This window comes from Citricoccus sp. I39-566 (genome assembly GCF_031432995.1).
Classification (GTDB): domain Bacteria; phylum Actinomycetota; class Actinomycetes; order Actinomycetales; family Micrococcaceae; genus Citricoccus; species Citricoccus nitrophenolicus_A.
This window is the reverse complement of sequence record NZ_CP133842.1, coordinates 3,147,990-3,163,873: the sequence shown is the minus strand read 5'-3', so window position 1 is coordinate 3,163,873 and position 15,884 is coordinate 3,147,990. Positions and strand designations below refer to the sequence as shown.

Annotated in this window: 16 protein-coding genes; 9 read left to right on the top strand and 7 right to left on the bottom strand. The window is 68.5% G+C overall.

Features of this window, described 5'->3' with window-relative positions; translation table 11 throughout:
* Nucleotides 1–9: 9 nt before the first annotated feature.
* Together RE421_RS14430 and RE421_RS14425 are read right to left on the bottom strand one after the other, a co-directional pair.
* On the bottom strand, nucleotides 10–549 hold the full coding sequence (locus RE421_RS14430; RefSeq protein ID WP_309811472.1) for a hypothetical protein: 540 nt from the start codon (nucleotides 547–549) through the stop codon (nucleotides 10–12).
* A 77-nt stretch (nucleotides 550–626) separates the two neighbouring features.
* The gene (locus RE421_RS14425) at nucleotides 627–1,202 is read right to left on the bottom strand and encodes an alternate-type signal peptide domain-containing protein (RefSeq protein WP_309811471.1); all 576 of its coding nucleotides are present in this window, start codon (nucleotides 1,200–1,202) and stop codon (nucleotides 627–629) included.
* Between the two features lie 322 nt (nucleotides 1,203–1,524).
* Between RE421_RS14425 and RE421_RS14420 the strand changes: the two genes are divergently transcribed.
* Nucleotides 1,525–1,917, top strand: coding sequence for an Hpt domain-containing protein (locus RE421_RS14420; protein ID WP_309811469.1), 393 nt, complete (start codon nucleotides 1,525–1,527; stop codon nucleotides 1,915–1,917).
* Between the two features lie 6 nt (nucleotides 1,918–1,923).
* On the opposite strand, the gene RE421_RS14415 is transcribed toward RE421_RS14420, so the two are convergent.
* A complete protein-coding gene (locus RE421_RS14415) occupies nucleotides 1,924–2,844 on the bottom strand; it encodes a response regulator (protein WP_309811467.1) in 921 nt (306 codons plus the stop codon).
* 83 nt (nucleotides 2,845–2,927) lie between these two features.
* On the opposite strand from RE421_RS14415, the gene RE421_RS14410 reads away from it, so the two are divergent.
* On the top strand, nucleotides 2,928–4,628 hold the full coding sequence (locus tag RE421_RS14410; RefSeq protein ID WP_309811465.1) for a PAS domain-containing sensor histidine kinase: 1,701 nt from the start codon (nucleotides 2,928–2,930) through the stop codon (nucleotides 4,626–4,628).
* Between the two features lie 102 nt (nucleotides 4,629–4,730).
* Here the strand turns inward: RE421_RS14410 and RE421_RS14405 are convergent, their stop codons facing one another.
* Complete coding sequence (locus tag RE421_RS14405; RefSeq protein ID WP_309811463.1) at nucleotides 4,731–5,369, bottom strand: hypothetical protein; 639 nt, start codon at nucleotides 5,367–5,369, stop codon at nucleotides 4,731–4,733.
* A gap of 229 nt (nucleotides 5,370–5,598) precedes the next feature.
* Between RE421_RS14405 and RE421_RS14400 the strand changes: the two genes are divergently transcribed.
* The 4 genes from RE421_RS14400 (at nucleotide 5,599) to RE421_RS14385 (ending at nucleotide 9,483) form a co-directional block, all read left to right on the top strand.
* Nucleotides 5,599–6,669 carry a hypothetical protein gene (locus tag RE421_RS14400; protein WP_309811461.1) on the top strand — a complete coding sequence of 357 codons (1,071 nt, stop codon included), beginning with the start codon at nucleotides 5,599–5,601 and terminating at the stop codon, nucleotides 6,667–6,669.
* Nucleotides 6,666–7,592, top strand: a complete 927-nt coding sequence (locus RE421_RS14395; RefSeq protein ID WP_309811459.1) for a hypothetical protein — start codon at nucleotides 6,666–6,668, stop codon at nucleotides 7,590–7,592. Before RE421_RS14400 ends, RE421_RS14395 begins: the two co-directional genes overlap by 4 nt.
* Nucleotides 7,593–7,736: 144 nt before the next feature.
* Complete coding sequence (locus RE421_RS14390; protein WP_309811456.1) at nucleotides 7,737–9,041, top strand: hypothetical protein; 1,305 nt, start codon at nucleotides 7,737–7,739, stop codon at nucleotides 9,039–9,041.
* Nucleotides 9,042–9,345: 304 nt separating this feature from the next.
* Nucleotides 9,346–9,483 (top strand): hypothetical protein, encoded by a 138-nt coding sequence (locus RE421_RS14385; RefSeq protein WP_309811454.1) that lies wholly within the window; start codon nucleotides 9,346–9,348, stop codon nucleotides 9,481–9,483.
* Between the two features lie 28 nt (nucleotides 9,484–9,511).
* Here the strand turns inward: RE421_RS14385 and flgL are convergent, their stop codons facing one another.
* From flgL to flgN, 3 genes are all read right to left on the bottom strand, one after another.
* Nucleotides 9,512–10,408 carry a flagellar hook-associated protein FlgL gene (gene flgL, locus RE421_RS14380; protein WP_309811451.1) on the bottom strand — a complete coding sequence of 299 codons (897 nt, stop codon included), beginning with the start codon at nucleotides 10,406–10,408 and terminating at the stop codon, nucleotides 9,512–9,514.
* An 88-nt stretch (nucleotides 10,409–10,496) separates the two neighbouring features.
* Nucleotides 10,497–11,876: a flagellar hook-associated protein FlgK gene (gene flgK / locus RE421_RS14375; protein WP_309811449.1), complete on the bottom strand. Its 1,380-nt coding sequence runs from the start codon at nucleotides 11,874–11,876 to the stop codon at nucleotides 10,497–10,499.
* 20 nt (nucleotides 11,877–11,896) lie between these two features.
* A complete protein-coding gene (flgN, locus tag RE421_RS14370; RefSeq protein WP_309811445.1) occupies nucleotides 11,897–12,385 on the bottom strand; it encodes a flagellar export chaperone FlgN in 489 nt (162 codons plus the stop codon).
* 189 nt (nucleotides 12,386–12,574) lie between these two features.
* Between flgN and RE421_RS14365 the strand changes: the two genes are divergently transcribed.
* The 3 genes from RE421_RS14365 to fliD all read left to right on the top strand — a co-directional run bounded on the left by RE421_RS14365 (nucleotide 12,575) and on the right by fliD (nucleotide 15,862).
* Nucleotides 12,575–13,363, top strand: a complete 789-nt coding sequence (locus RE421_RS14365) for a sigma-70 family RNA polymerase sigma factor (protein WP_309811442.1) — start codon at nucleotides 12,575–12,577, stop codon at nucleotides 13,361–13,363.
* 131 nt (nucleotides 13,364–13,494) lie between these two features.
* Nucleotides 13,495–14,331, top strand: coding sequence for a flagellin (locus RE421_RS14360; RefSeq protein WP_309811439.1), 837 nt, complete (start codon nucleotides 13,495–13,497; stop codon nucleotides 14,329–14,331).
* Nucleotides 14,332–14,509: 178 nt separating this feature from the next.
* A complete protein-coding gene (gene fliD / locus RE421_RS14355) occupies nucleotides 14,510–15,862 on the top strand; it encodes a flagellar filament capping protein FliD (RefSeq protein ID WP_309811436.1) in 1,353 nt (450 codons plus the stop codon).
* Nucleotides 15,863–15,884 lie beyond the last annotated feature (22 nt).

Genomic DNA, 15,884 nt, shown 5'->3' with positions numbered 1-15,884 from the left:
GCGCGCTGGTCATCTCACCTGTTCGACGTGGACGGGGATGGTCACCGTGGCGGAGGCTCCCGAGAGGGTACCGGGTGCGTTCGCCGGCAGGCTCAGGCGGAGGCAGAAGGTCTGGGACCCGTTCTGGACCACGGTGGCGGAGGAGGTAGGGGCGAAAGACGCCGCGGCGCACCGGCCGGCAGCGGTCTCCACGGTCACGGCCCGGGCGAGACCCGCGGTCGCGGAGATGACCGCTGCCTTGCCGACGGTGGCTGTCAGGTCCAGGCCGGCGGTGGCGTCGCTGTGATTGGACAGCGTCAGCGTGACGTACACCGGAGTGGTGGGAGTCAGCGCCGACTTCGGGTCGGCCAGCTTCACGGTGGTGGAGGTGCCGTTGACCAGCAGGGGCTCACCGTTGGCTTTGACCACGAGGTTTGCCGACTGCACGGTTCCCGTCTCAGCCGGGGCGGAGACACTCCACAGCGCCCAGGCACCGGAGACGCCGAGGAGACCCGCCCCCACCGCGAGACTGAGCACTGCGACGGTGCGCAGGAGGGTCCTGATGCGCATATCTCCTCCTCAGCTGCGGTGGGGGGTGGGTCTCTCGGACGGGGCAACCTCCCATGTGGAGACGCCCCTGGTGGGGGTCAGCGGGTCGCGACTGCGTTCTGCTGCAGCTGGAACTTGATGGAGTTCAGGTTGACGGCAGCGTTCATGGCCTGCTGATCCTTGGCATTGAAGGCCACGGTGGCCTTGATCGTGTACGTGCCGGCCTTCGCGTCGGCGTCCAGGGTGTAGGACGACGAGTTGTACAGGCTGTGGCCTTCGAGAGTCGTCGTCGTTCCATTCGGAGCGGTGACCGTGATGGTGGGAGCCAGGGTGTTCCCGAAGCTGTTCAGGCCAGTGCCGCCGTGGACGATCTGATTCATGCCGATGACGTTCAGGGAAGCCTTCAGGCCCTCACCCTGCTTCTTGACCTGGACCGTCTGGTTGTAGGTCAGGACCTCACCGGGGATGATCTTGTGGCCGGTGGACACGGTGCCATTCGTGATGCTCGAGGTCCACGGAGTCTTGTTAGTGACGTCCAGTGACAACTCGCCGGACTGGATCGTCCCGGCGCTGGCGGACTGGTCCATGTTCCACGTCGCGAGCGTCCCGCCGCCGCCGAGGAGGAGGGCCACGCCCAGGCCGGTGACGATTGCACCCTTGGTCATCTTCTTCATAGGTAAACCCCTTGCATGAGAACGATCTTCGCCGGGGCTGGCGGGGATGCCAGCGCCGGCGTTGATACTGAGACGGTCCAGGAGCTCGTGGGCCTGCCCGACGGGGGAGGTCGGTGCGGCGGTGGCTTCCTGTTGAGACCTATTTCACGGCGACGTCCTCAAGTCCGTCCTCGGGATTTCCGACGGATCGCCACAAGGTTTGCCATAGATTCGCAGCGGTGGTCTTGAGGTTCCCTTTGGTTGATGTGACCAGAGTGGTTCTTGAGCAAAGCTTTGGGAAAAGCCCGGCGTGCTCCTGCGGAAGGGAGGGCATCATGACGCTATGACCACTGCACCAGTTCTCGATGCTGATGCGCTGGGCCTGTTGGGGGAACAACTGGGCGATACCGACATGCTGTGCCGATTCATCCGCCGTTACGAAGCCATGCTGGACCAGCGCGTCGAGCGTCTTCAGCGCGCGCTCACCGCCCGGGACCACGAGGACTGGATGGATGCCGTCCTCAGCCTCAAGACCTCCTCTGCCATGGCCGGCGCAGAGGCCCTGTCCGCCCTGGCCGCCGAGCTGCAGGAGGACTTCGCCAGCCGCCCGCCCCTGCCGGTGCGCTGGCCCGCCATGGATCGGCTCGCCGAGATCATGGAGTGCGTGCGGCGACTGGCCGCGGAGACGGCTCGCCAGCTCCGGATCTTCCTGCAGCAGGTTCCATCACGCGCCTGACGGCTGCTAGCCGACCAGTTGCGGGCTGCCCGCCATCCGGTATCCGACCCCGCGCACCGTCTGCACCCAGCGTGGAGACTTCGGGGAGTCCCCGAGCTTTCGCCGCAGGTTGCCCAGATGCACCTCCACGGTCCGCTCGTCCGCAGCGGACACGTAACTCCCATGATCCGGCTCGTCCCCGCGGATGATCCGGGACAACTCCGTCTTGGACCTCACCACCCGGCCGCTGCGCATCAGCGTCTCCAGCAGCAGGAACTCGGTCGGCGTCAGGGGGATCTCCCGCCCTTCCGTCTCCACGTGGTGCAGGTCGGGGAAGAGTTCCAGCCCGTCCAGGTCCAGGCGCAGGCCGGTCTCGGTGCCGGGCACGGGCACCGGGCCCGACGTCGGCCCGCCGGCCGCCGCTGGAACCACCGGTACTCCGGGGGCCGGGGTGGCCGGCGTCGCACTGAGTGCCATGGCGGGAACCTGGCCGTGGTTCGCCGAGGGTGCCGGGGCCGGCGTCGTGCCCTGGGGTGAAACAGGAGGGGCGGCACTGTCCTGACCGGAGATCCGACCGCTGCGGGGGCGGCGCAGCATGGCCTCGATCCTGGCGCGCAGCACGCGCGGGCGGAAGGGCTTGGTGAGATAGTCGTCCGCGCCGGCGTCGAGGCCCATCAGGGTGTCGATCTCCTCGCCGCGGGCCGTCAGCATGACCACGTACGCATCGGTGAACCGGCGGACCCTGCGGGTGACCTCGTAGCCGTCGATGTCCGGCAGGCCGAGGTCCACGGTGATCAGCACGGGATCGAATTCCTGGGCGGCGGTGACTCCGTCCGTGCCGTTGGACGTGGCGATCACCTCGAACCCGGACTGGCCCAGCAGGGCCACCATGAGCCCGCGAATGTCATCGTCATCCTCGACGACGACAGCGACACGTCGGTCCTCCACGCGAAACACCCCCAAAGCATCGTTTGGTCTAAGGCTATCGTGTAGTAAGGGCGTCTCATGCCCCGCAACGAACGGAGCCTGCCGTGTCATTCGCTACCCCGACGGCGCTGCCCTCGGCCAAGGCTGCCGAGGGGCGCCGGCACTTCGGCCAGTTCTCCCTGCGACGGCGTGTGCTGCTCTCCCAGATGCCGCTGACGCTGTCCGTCGCGCTGATCGTGGTGGCCGTGGCGGTGTTCCATCCCCACATCATGATGGATTCCCCGTACTTCCTGGGCGGAGTGGGCGGGGTGGCCCTGCTGACCGTGCTGGCCGGTGTGGCTCCCTGGGACAGGTTCCCTCCGGTGGTCTACTGGGTGATCCCGCTCTTGGACTTCGTGGCCATTGCGCCGATGTGGGCCTCCGCGCGGCATGGCCTCGACGGCATGGTCATGCTCTCGGCCTTTCCCGTCTTCTGGCTCGCATGGTCCGGGATCTACCCGGTGATCGGCGTGGTCTTGGCCTTCGTGGGCAGCGCCGCCGTCACGTGGTGGCCGTACCTGCCGGGTACACCCACCTTCGCCGAAGGCCTGCTTGAGTACGACCTTCATCGGCCGGTCGTGGTGCCGTTCATCATGCTGGCCCTGGCCGTGGCGGCCAGTGTTCTGACCCGCAGTATGGACCGCCAGCGCCGGGATCTCGGGGCCGCGCTGGAGTCGTTCGAGACGCAGAACAGGCTGCTCCAGGCGGTCGTAGAGACCTCGGACGTCGGGATCCTGGTGGTGGACGGGGACGGCCATGACGTCCTGATGAATCAGGCGCAGCGGCGCACTCACTTCATCGGTCTGCCGCCCGGGAGGGAGGACGGCGCCGAGCACGAGCTGCTGCTCTTCGAGGCGGACGGCGTCACGCCCATCCCGGCGGAGGAGCGTCCCGTGACTCAGGCGCTGCAGGGCAAGGACTACCGCGGCCGCATCATCGCGATCGGCACAGACGGCGCCCAGCAGCACCTCTCCGTCTCGGCCTCCTCGATGCATGACCAAGAGGGCACCTTCGACGGCACCGTGGTGGTCTTCCAGAACGTCACGGACCTGATGGACGCCATCCAGACCCGGGAGCGGTTCGTTGCCGAGGTCTCCCACGAGTTCCGCACGCCGTTGACCTCGATCATCGGCTACCTGGACGTCGCCCTGGAGGAGGACCTGGACCCGCTCGTGCGGAAGTTCCTGACCACCTCCCAGCGCAACGCCGAACGGCTGCTGGGGCTCGTGACGAGCCTGCTGGACACCGCCGCGAACAGTTCCAAGGTCACAGTGCAGGAAGTCAACCTGGCGCGGCTGGTGCGCAACAGCGCGGAGTCCGTGGCGGTCCAGGCCACGAAGGCCGGCCTGAGCCTGCAGGCAGACCTCCCGGAGCGGATGGACGCGAAGGCCGACCCGGTGAAGATGGGCCAGGTGGTGGACAACCTGCTGTCCAACGCCATCAAGTACACGCCCGCCGGCGGCTCCATCACCGTCTCGCTCCGCCAGCTCGAGGGTGTGGGCGGCGTGGACGGCAGTGGGGAATGGGCCGAGCTGGTGGTCCGGGACACCGGCTTCGGGATGACGGAGGCGGAACGGGAGAAGCTCTTCACGAACTTCTACCGGACCGAGCACGTGCGCAAGGCGGCCATCCCGGGTACCGGACTTGGGCTCGCCATCACCCAGGGCTTCGTGCGGGCCCACGGCGGGGAGATCCTCGTGGCCTCGGAGAAGGACGTGGGCTCCACCTTCACGGTCCGCATCCCGCTCTGCGGCCCCGACGCCTGAATCCCTTCATCTGAGTCGCACGCATTGGCCCTGATCACGGGTGAGGAGGGCCCATTCGTGCGACTCAGCTGGAAGCGGGCAGGGGGTCTGGGGAGCGGGGCGTCAGGCCAGGAGGCGCCAGCTGCCCGGCTCGACCCTGGAGCCGGCGTGCAGGCGGGCGGCGCCGGCCTCGTCCCAGGGCTGTCCGCTGGTGATCAGGTCCGCGCGCTTGGACCAGTCGGTGCAGACCTGCGGGATGTAGGCGTCCTCCTGCCCCATGAACACGCGGCGGCGGAACATGGCGCGCTCGATCACCGGGGCGGCCACGGGGTACGCGCCGCCCACCTCGATGGTCAGCAGCTGCTCCCGCGCCTCCTCGCGGCCCGCCTGGGCCGCGTGCCACAGCAGCGCGGACTCGGCGGAGAGGGCCTGCGCGACGGCGGCCAGTCCGACATCCAGCGCCGGGTCGCCCTCCGGAGGGAGCGGCAGCAGGTCGGTCGCGTTGTGCCAGGTCCCGAAAGGGGACCCGTCGGGCAGGACGACCGCGCCGGCGTCGTCCAGGGCGGTGTTCCGCCAGGGATCCTCGGGATCCAGGGTCTCGATCAGGTCGGCGAGCACGCCGGAGGCCCAGATGGCGAACCAGTCCGGGAAATCGGCGGACGTGGCGCGCAGCTCGTCATCGGCAGCTTCGCGATAGGCATGCACGACGAGCGGATCGCATCGGGTGATGGTCCACCGGGAGACGGCGTCACGAATCGGCAAGGTTTCCACCCACTCTCTTCTGTTGCAGGTGCCTTCCGCAGCAGGGGATTGCTGTATATGTCAAGTTTACTCGGTGGTACGCCGAAGCGGCGCACTTTACCGGCTTCTGCGTAGTGGTCAAGTGCGGACGCCCCTGACCGCCGGGATGATTAGGTGGCGGGTGGGGTGGTGCACGGAAGGTCTATGCGCTATTCGACCGCCGGGGCGTCGGGTTGTGCATAGGGTCGGCATGGTTGAGGCACAGGTGTTGAGCGCAGCGGCGCCGGACGGGAACGAGAGTGCCCCGCGTCGGCACCCGACGCTTGAATCCCTGTGTTCCCACCTCGAATCGATCCTCTGGGGCCGGGCGGCCGAACGGCTGCTCGCCGCAGGTACCGCCGCCGATAACGGGACCGGGCCTCGCACCCTGGTCCTGTTGCCGGCGTGGGACTGGCGCCTTCCGGCCATGGAGATCGGGCGGAAGGGCCGCGACCACGAGTCAGGCGAGACCCTGCTCATGCCCGTTCGCCTGGACTGGGGCGGCAATGACGCCCTGGTCCGTGTGGAAGGACCTGAGGGACCGGAACGTCCGTACCGGTGGACGGCGCACTCCATGGGGTGGGCGGATACCGGTGACCTGAACCACCTGGGTGAACGTCGACCGAACAATTCTCAGCGGGCGAAAAATCCCTCGCGTGTCACGAGCTTGAACGCTATAGTTTCTGTCGGTAACTATTCCGCCCCCGGGATCCACCGCTACACCGTCCAAGGTCTCCATGACCTCGTGCGCGCAGGCCGTCAATCCCAGTGGCAATTGCTGTTCAGTCTCGAACCGTTCGTCACCGCCACCGTTCACAAGGCCCACTCCGCAGTGAGCCATGAGATCGGCGCGCTCACCGGACGGGTCCAGGCCGTACTGCACGAGACGGGGATCGAACAGGTGGTGAACGTCATGATGGTAGGGGAGACGACGGTGGATTCCGCGGAAGACGCCAGCGTGTCGCGGTTATTGGAGCATTGCCTCCGTCCTGACCGCTTCGCCAAGGTGGACCCGCTGATGTACCTCAGCCGCAATCTGCGCCGCGATGCCGAGGACCACATCCGCCGTGCCATCGGCGACCCCCGCATCGGGCCCAAGGTCCGCCGCGTGGCCGCCCAGATGCCCGGTGCCACCCTGGAGGCGATCGTGGCGGCGTACCGCCTCGAGCACCCCCAGGACAAGCTGTCCACCGCGCGGGCCCAGGCCGCCCTGAACGTGGGCTCCGATCCGATGGCCCGCTCCGTGCTGATCGACCCGGAGACGAACAGGGGTGCCCGTTGACCACCACCGTCTGCACGTCTCGTGGCCCCGTTTCCCTCAGCGGAGCCGACCAGCTGGATACCGACCTGATCACCACGGCGGACGCCGCCCTGGAGACCTCCACCCTGGACCAGCTGCGGATGATCGCCAGCGGTCACCCGTCCCCGCAGCGCACCGCCCTGCGGGATGACTTCATCGCCTCCCGTCGCAAGCTCTACCGATTGCTGGCCCACCGTCTGTGCCGCACCCTCGGCATGCCCTATGCCACGCACCGCGAGGACGTGGAGCAGCTCGTGGCCATGGAAGCCGTGACCTTCGTGGAGGAACTGCTGGCCACCCCCGCGCAGATCGAGGGGATCTCGAACTGGGAGGGCCTGCTGCACGTGCGGGCCCGCGCCACGGTGCGCGCTTGGGCGGACCGCCACCTGTCCCCGGCCTCCGGGATGATCTCCCTGAGCCGCCGCGTGCGCCAGCTGAACCAACTGCGGGACGAGATGCGCGCCGCACACGGCCACGAGCCGAGCGACCGCGAGGTCGAGGTCGAGCACAACCGCCGCATGGCCGCCACCCGCAAGGACGCTGCCAAGCAGGGCATGCTCTGCCAGACCGGCGAGCTGAACCTCACGCGCCCCGCGGCGGACATCCACGATCTGGAGCTGGCCGCCATGACCCCCGAGGGCGGGTTGCTGCACCCCACCGAGGGGCCGCGTCTCGTGGCCGCCGTGATCGCCAAGGCGAGGACCATCGGCGGGGTGACGGCCGACGTCGCCGCCTGCTGGCTCTCCGGCGTCTATTCCTCCGAGGGTGACCAGCGCGTGCTGACCCCGCGCGAGGTGTCTGAGCAGCTGGGGCTGCCGCAGGCCTCCGCCGCGGCGCAGATCCGCAAGGTCCGCACGTTGGCCAAGCGCGTGCTGGCCGATCAGTTGGGCATCCATCACGCCTGACCCCCTCCACTTTCAGGGCAATCCCCACCGGTGGGGATTGCCCTGAAAGTGCGTTAAAGGTGCGCGCTACCGAACGGTGCGAACGTGATAAACGTCACGTAATTGGACAGCGCAATAGACGAAAGTGCCGCACACACAGTGTTCGTGCGAGCAGAGAACCTCCAGACCGATTCCGCGTGCCGTGACCTCATCGACCGATGGGCCGCCGGCCACCTGACCGAACGCCAGACCCGTCAGCAGATCGCGGGGATCCTCACCGGATCCGGCATCTCCCACGAGGTGGCCCGGGAGTACCAGACCTGGCACTACGGGCTGGCCTCCGGGCCCCAGCTGAGCCAGGACGTGGCCGCGGAGTTCGACGAGTTCCTGTTCCGCCGGATCACCGAGGAGGGGCCCGAGGCGTTCTTCGACCTCGAGCGCGCCCGCGGCGCCTCCATCACGGGCTGGGCCCGCCAGACCCTGCGCTCCACCCGCAAGTCGGTGCTGCGTAACATCCACAACCGCACGGCGGCCCGCCAGGAGCTCGTCGCCCCCACCGGTGCGGAAGATGGCAAGGTCACCGCCGCCTCGCACGCCTTCACCCAGGCCGCGGCCCCTGGCGCCGGCGTGGACGGGCTCGGCACGGAGGAGGCCGGCCTCGCTCAGCGCATGATGCTCGAGGAGGCCACCGAGTGGCTGCGCTCCAAGGCCTCGCACCACCGCGGCATCGCCCGCACCGCCGCCGGCTCGGCGGCCCTGAGGTTCGCCTTCAACCTTCCGGAACCGGTGCGCCCCGAGGTGCGCGTCCGGCGTCGCGCCCTGCCGTTGCTCGAGGCCGACCCCAAGGCCGCGCACCGCTCCGCGCAGGCCATGCTCGCGTGCCTGAACCGCATCCACGGCTGGCAGGGCATGTTCGACCATGCCGATCAGGATTTGATGGCCCTGTGGGACGACTACTCCAAGGCCCAGCTGTTCGAGCTGGTCTCCCGCGACCCGGCGATCGCGCACACGATCGCCGTGGAGGCCCTGGCCGACCGCGCCCGCCCGGACCGCCCCTCCGTGCGCGCCTTCCGTGCCGCCGTCAAGGACTTCGCCCCCGTGCTCAAGAACGGCCGCAAGCCCGCCGGCTGGCGCACCTGCGTCAACGCCGTGGTGGACGCGTTCCTGGCCGAAGAGTTCGAGGCGTTCTCCGCCTTCGACACCGCCGGCGCCGCCACCCATGAGGCCAAGCTGGCCGAGCGCGAGGAGACCCTGGCCGGGGCGTGGGACGCCTACCAGGCCATGGCCCGTTTCCCCGACGCGCCGATGGGCACCACCCACCAGGAGGTGCGGGACCGCCTGGACGGGATCGTCCGCGGGATCCTCGGTGCGGGCGTGGAGATCCCGGGTACCGGTTCGTCTGCTGACGGAACCCCGGGCACGACGCCGGCCGGTTCCATTGCGGGGGAGCGTCACCTCCGCGCGGTGTGAGTCTCCCCTCCGAGTGCGTGCGGAGGGGGCAGGGCCGTCAATCGACCGTTGTCATCACGTGGACATTTCGTCGCAGAATGCCATGACGGATTGTCCAAACGGTGACGGCCATTTCCGCTTGTTGGTTCAGTTGCGGCATTTTCGGTGGGGGCGTGGAGATCCCGGGTGCCGACCTGTGGGCCGGCGGAACACCGGGCACGACGCCGGCCGGTTCGCTCCCGTGAGAGCGTCACCTCCGCGCGGTGTAAGGGCTACGGCCGCGCGGATCTGGTCCGGCGGGGCCTCACTCGGACATAGTGCAACCATGGAGAACACCGAGGCCGCGCGAATCACCGCGCAGATCGATGCGGTGCTGAGCCATGGCGACGATGACTCAGAATTTGCCCTGGAGGCCGGTCGCCGCTTCCTCCGTGAGACTGAGGACGAATGGCGACTCGCCTGATGCCGGCGGCGACGCGGCGCTCTCGGGATTACCGCAGGTAGTCCAGTAGCGAGGTCTGCAGGGCCTGGGCGGAGACGGCCAGCGCGGCCTGGTAGTTCAGCTGCTGCATCTGCAGCTCCACGGCCGACTCGGCCAGGTCCGCCTCCTCGGTGGAGGTACGGGTGGCCTCGAGTTCGGTCAGTCGCGTCTGGGTGGCCTGCAGCGTGCGGCCCACGGTGGCGTGGCGGGCGCCGGAGGCGGTGAGGGCATCCGACATCTGCTGGCGGGAGTTCTCCAGCGTGCCGATGGACCCGGAGAGGTCCCCGCCGGAGCGCAATGTCTCGGACAGCTTCGTGAGGACCTCGAAGACGGATCCCTGGCCGATGGTGCCGAAGGCGGCCTCGCCCGGGACATCGACCTGGATGGTGGTGCTGTCCGAGATCCGGCGCTCCACGTCGGCGCCGGGGGTGCCGTTCCACGTCGGAGGGGTTCCCTCAACATAGGCGGCGCTCTCGGCGGAGGTTCCGGCGAAGACGTTGCGGCCGAGCACCTGGGTGTTGGCCACGGAGAGCAGCTCGGTGCGCAGCTGGTCGACCTCGGCGGCGCTGGCATCGCGGCCGGCCTGATTCACCGTGGCGTTGGCCGCTGCCAGGGTGAGGTCCTGGATGCGGGCCATGATGTCCAGCCCGGACTGCAGGGCGTTGTCGATGCTGCGCATCCACGTGTCCGCGTTCTGCAGGTTGCGCTCGTACTGGGTGGTGCGGGCGATCTCGGCGCGGGCCGCCATGGCGGTGCGGGTGCCGGCGGGATCGTCGGAGGGACGGGAGATTGCCTGGCGGGAGGCGGCCTTGTTCTGCAGCTCGGCCAGCGTCTTGGCCGATTCCTGCAGGTTGGCGCGCGTGGTGGCGGCCGTCATGGACGAGGTCACACGGTGCATCATGGTCATCCCACCTTCCTTCCAGGGCGTTCTGCATCAGTCATCGGTACGGTCGGCCCCGATTTTCACGCTCGGGGCCAAACTGTCCTGGACTGACTCAGCGGCCCACCAGCCCCACGCGGTTGATCAGGGTATCCAGCATCTCATCGACTGCGGTCAGCACGCGGGCCGAGGCCTGGTAGGCGTGCTGGAATGTCACCAGGTTCACGGCCTCCTCGTCCCGGTCCACGGAGGCCAGTGACTGCTGGGAGGCCCGCGCCGAGGACTCGGTCCCCACGGAGAGGCTGAGCCCGTTCAGGGCGCTGCGGGAGGCCGATCCCACTCCCGAGACGAAACCGGTCCAGCTGCTGGAGACGGACTCGCCGAGACTGCTGATCGCGTCCGCGACGGAACCGTCCAGGGCACCCTGATTCGGGCCGGCGTGGGCGATGTCTGCTGGATTGGAGATGACCACGCGCAGGGACTCAGCCGGGTTGGCGGGGTCGAAGTCGAAGAAGGCTCCACCCTGGACGCCGTCGCCCGTGGTCCCGCCCTGGTGCAGTCCGTTCGTGCCGTTCGCCATTGAGGCGGCCAGGTCGTCGTACCCCTGGATCGCGCCGGCAAGGGGGCCCTCCGTGGACAGCACGGACAAGCGGCCGGCGAGCGAGCCGCCGTCGACCCCGGCGGAGCCGCTGCGGTGCTCCCATTGGACGATGGTGGTGCCGTCCGCCGCCTCGCCGACAGCGAGGGGCTTGGTGTTCTCGCCGGAGACGAGCGCGTTGCCGCCCACCAGGAAGTCGCCGGTGCCGTCCGCGGCGGGGCGGAGCTGACCGCCGGTGAGGGAGGAGAGCTGCTCGGCGAGCTGATCGCGGTGGTCCAACAGTTCGTTCGTGGAGCCGCCGGCAGCACCGGTGCTGCGGATGGCGCCGTTGATCTGGGCGAGCTGCTCGGCGAGGGAGTTCACCTGCGCCACCTCGGCGCGCAGCTCATGGCCCTGGGCGGCGTACTGGTCCTTCAGCTGCTGGACGTCGGCGCGGAGACGGCCGGCCAGCGATCCGGCGGCCTCGAGCAGGGCGGCGCCGGCGCCGGCGTCGCCCGGGTTGTTGGCGAGGTCCTGCCAGGCCGAGTGATAGGCGTTGACGGCGGAGGACACGGAGCCGTCGCCGGGCTCACGCAAAACGTCCTCGATCCCGGAGTACGCCTCGGCGCGGACCTGCTGGAAGCCGGTCTGCGCCACGGCGCCCCGCACCTGGCGGTTGACCAGCTCGGAGGCGGAGCGGCCGATCCCGGCCACCTCCACGCCCTGGCCCACCCCGGTGGGGTTGGTGAACAGCCCGGTGGGCTGCACGCCCGGCAGCGACTGCAGCTGAGCCGACTGGCGGGTGTAGCCCACGGTGCCGGCGTTGGCGGTGTTCTGCGCGGTGATGGCGATCTGCGCGCGGGCGGCCTCGAGGCCTCGCGCGGCGGTGTTCAGCGAGTGGAAGGTGCTCAGTCCCATAATTGTCCTATGCCTGCCGTTCAGCCCTGGCGGTCGATGATGGCCGCGCCTGAGGTGGGGGCGGCGGAGCCGGCGGCCGTGTAGGTGACGGCGGGGCCGGTCTGCTGGCCGGCCTCCTGCAGCGAGATGTTGGCGGCCTTGAGGAAGCGGGCATTCTCCTCCGAGACGGTGCGGATCTCCTCGGCCAGGGACACGATCGCGCCGTGGTGGTCCTGGAGGATCCCGGCCCACGGTCCCTCGGCGGGGGCGCCGGCCACGAGCTCGCGCAGCGTGGGGGAGCCCTCGGTGGTCATGCCCCACTGCTGGGCGAGGGAGGCGGAGAGCACGTCCACGGTCAGCTGCGTGGTGGAGAGCTGGTTCTTCAGCGCCTCGATCTCCGCGGTGCAGCGGCCCAGCCAGCGGGACTCGCCATTGGTGACGAGCAGGCGCTGTGTGGTGAATTTGTACAGCAGGTTCTCCAGGATGCCGCGCTCGCGCCACAGCTCGTTGGACAGTTCATCTGCGTGCATTCTTCTACCTTTCACACCGCCGGCGGGCGCCGGTGGGACCTCTGGTGTCCCGGCTGATCCTTGTTGTCGGTACACATGGACCAACTTTTGACCCCCGGCCGGAGATTTCTGCGCATGTCCTGTGCCGAGGGTGCCTTCGGGGCACTTGCTCAAGGACAACATGTCAGCAGCGATGGAGGGTAGCCGGGCATGAGAACAGCACGGAACGACCTGGTGGAGCAGAACATCCCCCTGGTCGGCTACGCGGTGTCCGAGATGCACCACAAGTACCCCATGGTGGAGCGGGACGAGATGGTCTCGGTCGGCCTCGAGGGTCTCGTGCTCGCCGCGGACACTTGGGACCCCGACGCCGGCACCCAGTTCTCCACGTGGGCTCACCTCAAGATTCGCTGGGCCATCCAGGAGTTCCTGCAGCAACTCGACTGGATGGGGCGTCGCGGCCGGGACAAGGCCAAGCGCCTGGAGAAGGCCCGCGCGCAACTGACCCATTCCCTGGCCCGGGTGCCGGAGGACTCCGAGCTGGCCGTGGCGCTGGGGGTTTCCGTGGAAGAGCTGCGCGTCATGGTGGCCGAGGGGTCCAAGACACAGACGCACCTGGACGACTCTCTGAATGACATGCTGGCCGCCGCCGAGGACGGCCCCGAGAAGCAGGTGCTCGATGCCGAGAAGAACCTGCTGCTGCATAGGGCTGTTGCTGCGCTGCCCGAGAGGACGCGTCAGGTGGTGGAGATGCATTACTTCCAGGGACTGGCCCAAGGAGAGGTGGCTGCCGCTTTAGGCGTCTCCGATGCGACCATCTCCAAGGAGAAGAAGCGCGGACTGGCCCTGCTGCAGGACGTGCTCGGTTCCGCCCTCTCGGTGAAGCCCGCCGCTCCCGTGGCCGCCTCCGTGCCCGCGGCCGGTCGGGAGCAGTTCCTGGCCGCCGCCGGGGGAGCGATGCGGGGCGGGATCGTGCCGCAGGTGCGCCGATTCGCCTAGCGGCCAGCCGGTTCAGAAAAAATCTCGGTCGGGGTGAAAAAACTCCCGGGCCGTGTCGATAAGTCTGGTGTCGGGTCCGCAGGAAAGGGTCCGCGGATCAGAACCCCACACTTTGCACCAAGGAGCATGACATGACCGTCATCAACACCAACGTCGCCGCCAACAACACCTACCGCATGATGAGCATCGCCTCCGAGGAGAAGGCCTCCTCCATGGAGAAGCTGTCCTCCGGCCTGCGCATCAACCGCGCCGCCGACGACGCCGCCGGCCTGTCCATCGCCGAGGGCCTGCGCTCCCAGTCCAACGGCCTGGAGGTCGCCGCCCGCAACATCAACGACGCCATCTCCCTGGCCCAGACCGCTGAAGGTGGCCTGTCCGCCGCCGGCGACATCCTGCAGCGCGTCCGTGATCTGGCTGTCCAGGCCGGTAACGACACCCTGAACACCGAGGCACGCGCTGCCATCACCACCGAGGTGACCCAACTGACGGCGGAGCTCACCCGCATGTCGGAGTCGATCAACTTCAACGACGCCAAGCTGCTCGACGGCACCGGGACCTTCTCGTTCCAGGTGGGTGCCAACGGTGGGACGGACGCTGCCAGCAGCTCCGACACCATTGCCCTGTCGATCTCCACCAACCTGGCCGACATCGCCACCACCGTCGGTGCACTGGACTTCTCCAGCGCGGACGGCGCCTCGGCTGCCATCGTGGCCCTGGACACCGCGATCACGGGGATCTCCTCGGACCGTTCCAACATCGGTGCCGTGCAGAACCGTCTCGAGCACACCCTGAAGCACGTCAACGTGACCGCCGAGAACCTGATCAACGCCGAGTCCAACATCCGCGACGTGGACATGGCCAAGGAGATCGTCAAGCAGTCCGCTGCCAACATCAAGGAGCAGGCCTCCCAGGCCATGCTGGCCCAGGCCAATCAGGCCTCGCAGAACGTGCTGCAGCTGCTCCGCTGATCCGCCTAGCGGCATCGCACTGAACACCGCACTGTGACCGAGGGGCGGCCGTCACCGGGGGGAATCCGGGGCGGCCGCCCCTCGGGACGGTGCATAGGCATCACACCTGGTGGTCCAGTAGTCGCTGGACCGTTGCAGAGACACCAACAGAGACCTCAACGAGGAACGGACTGGCACCATGGCAGGCATCAGCTTCGACGGACTGGCCTCCGGGCTGAACACCACCGAGCTCATTGGTGCCCTCATCTCCGTGGAACGGGTCCCGGTGACCCTCATGGAGAACAAGCTCGCTGAGAACGAGGCCCGCATCTCCGGCCTGCGCGCACTCAACAGCCAGATCGCCTCCCTGGCCGAACTGGCCAAGGAGTACTCCATCGCTGACGCCTTCCGCCCCGCGACGGGCAGCTCCACCAGCGAGAACGTCACCGTCACTGTTGACGACGGCGCCACCCCGGCCACCTTGGACTTCCGGGTGGACGCGGCCGCCGCCAAGCAGTCCGGCGTCTCCGCACCGCTGTCCGGCTGGAACGGTGAGACACTCAGCATCACCCGAGCCGACGGCACCACCGCGGACTTCACGGGAGACAGCCTCACCTCCCTGGTGGACGCCGTCAACGGCGACGCCGAGCTGGGCGTGGACGCCACCCTCATCAAGGCCGGCACCGACGCCGAGGGCACAACCCTCTACCGCCTGCAGCTGACCAGCCAAGACACCGGGGCAGACGCAGCCTTCACGGCCACGGCCGACGGTGCCGACCTGTTCGGTACCGGCGGAGCCATCACCTCCACCGCGGCTGACGCCCGAATCACCCTGTTCCCCGGGACCGGCGCCGAGCAGACCATCACCTCGGCCACCAACGAGTTCGCGGATCTGGCCAGCGGCGTCTCCGTTACCGTATCCGCGAAGGCGGTGGGAGAGACCGTCACCGCCTCGGCGTCCAACGACCCGACGGCCGCCACCGAGCGGGCGGAGAAGCTGCTCAAGCAGATCAACGGACTGCTGAACGCCATCGGCTCCGTGACCACCGTGACCCCGGGCTCGGGCAGTGCAGGGTCCACCACCAGCGCCGGCATGTTCGTGGGCGACTCCACGGTCCGTTCCATCAACGACAAGATCTTCAGCGCTGCGGTCCGCACCGAGGACGGCACCTCTCAGGCCTGGTTCGGCGTCCAGCCGGACCGCTACGGACGGCTGGAGATCGACACCGAGACACTGAAGCAGGCACTCACCGAGGACCCCGCCGCCGTCGGGACTGCCCTGGCCGCGCTGGCCGGACGCGTCCAGGAAGCCGCCAGTTCCATCTCCGACCAGTACGACGGCATCCTCACCCAGTCCATCGAGTCCCGCGTGACGGAGAACCAGCGCACCCAGACCAGCATCGATTCGGCGCTCCGCCGCCTGGAGCTGCGCGAGACGACCCTGCGCGCCCAGTTCACGGCCATGGAAGTCGCCCTGGCCAAGGCCAACTCGCTGCAGAGTTACCTCTCCGGCCAGATCAACACCAACAATGCCGCCGCCAACCAGCGGTAATCCCCGTCTCACCTGACCCACT

Excerpts from the sequence above, each read along its gene's own strand:
- RE421_RS14430 (WP_309811472.1), bottom strand. The coding sequence starts at position 549 with ATGCGCATCAGGACCCTCCTGCGCACCGTCGCAGTGCTCAGTCTCGCG.
- RE421_RS14425 (WP_309811471.1), bottom strand. The coding sequence starts at position 1,202 with ATGAAGAAGATGACCAAGGGTGCAATCGTCACCGGCCTGGGCGTGGCC.
- RE421_RS14420 (WP_309811469.1), top strand. The coding sequence starts at position 1,525 with ATGACCACTGCACCAGTTCTCGATGCTGATGCGCTGGGCCTGTTGGGG.
- RE421_RS14400 (WP_309811461.1), top strand. The coding sequence starts at position 5,599 with ATGGTTGAGGCACAGGTGTTGAGCGCAGCGGCGCCGGACGGGAACGAG.
- RE421_RS14385 (WP_309811454.1), top strand. The coding sequence starts at position 9,346 with ATGGAGAACACCGAGGCCGCGCGAATCACCGCGCAGATCGATGCGGTG.
- flgL (WP_309811451.1), bottom strand. The coding sequence starts at position 10,408 with ATGACCATGATGCACCGTGTGACCTCGTCCATGACGGCCGCCACCACG.
- flgK (WP_309811449.1), bottom strand. The coding sequence starts at position 11,876 with ATGGGACTGAGCACCTTCCACTCGCTGAACACCGCCGCGCGAGGCCTC.
- flgN (WP_309811445.1), bottom strand. The coding sequence starts at position 12,385 with ATGCACGCAGATGAACTGTCCAACGAGCTGTGGCGCGAGCGCGGCATC.
- RE421_RS14365 (WP_309811442.1), top strand. The coding sequence starts at position 12,575 with ATGAGAACAGCACGGAACGACCTGGTGGAGCAGAACATCCCCCTGGTC.
- RE421_RS14360 (WP_309811439.1), top strand. The coding sequence starts at position 13,495 with ATGACCGTCATCAACACCAACGTCGCCGCCAACAACACCTACCGCATG.
- fliD (WP_309811436.1), top strand. The coding sequence starts at position 14,510 with ATGGCAGGCATCAGCTTCGACGGACTGGCCTCCGGGCTGAACACCACC.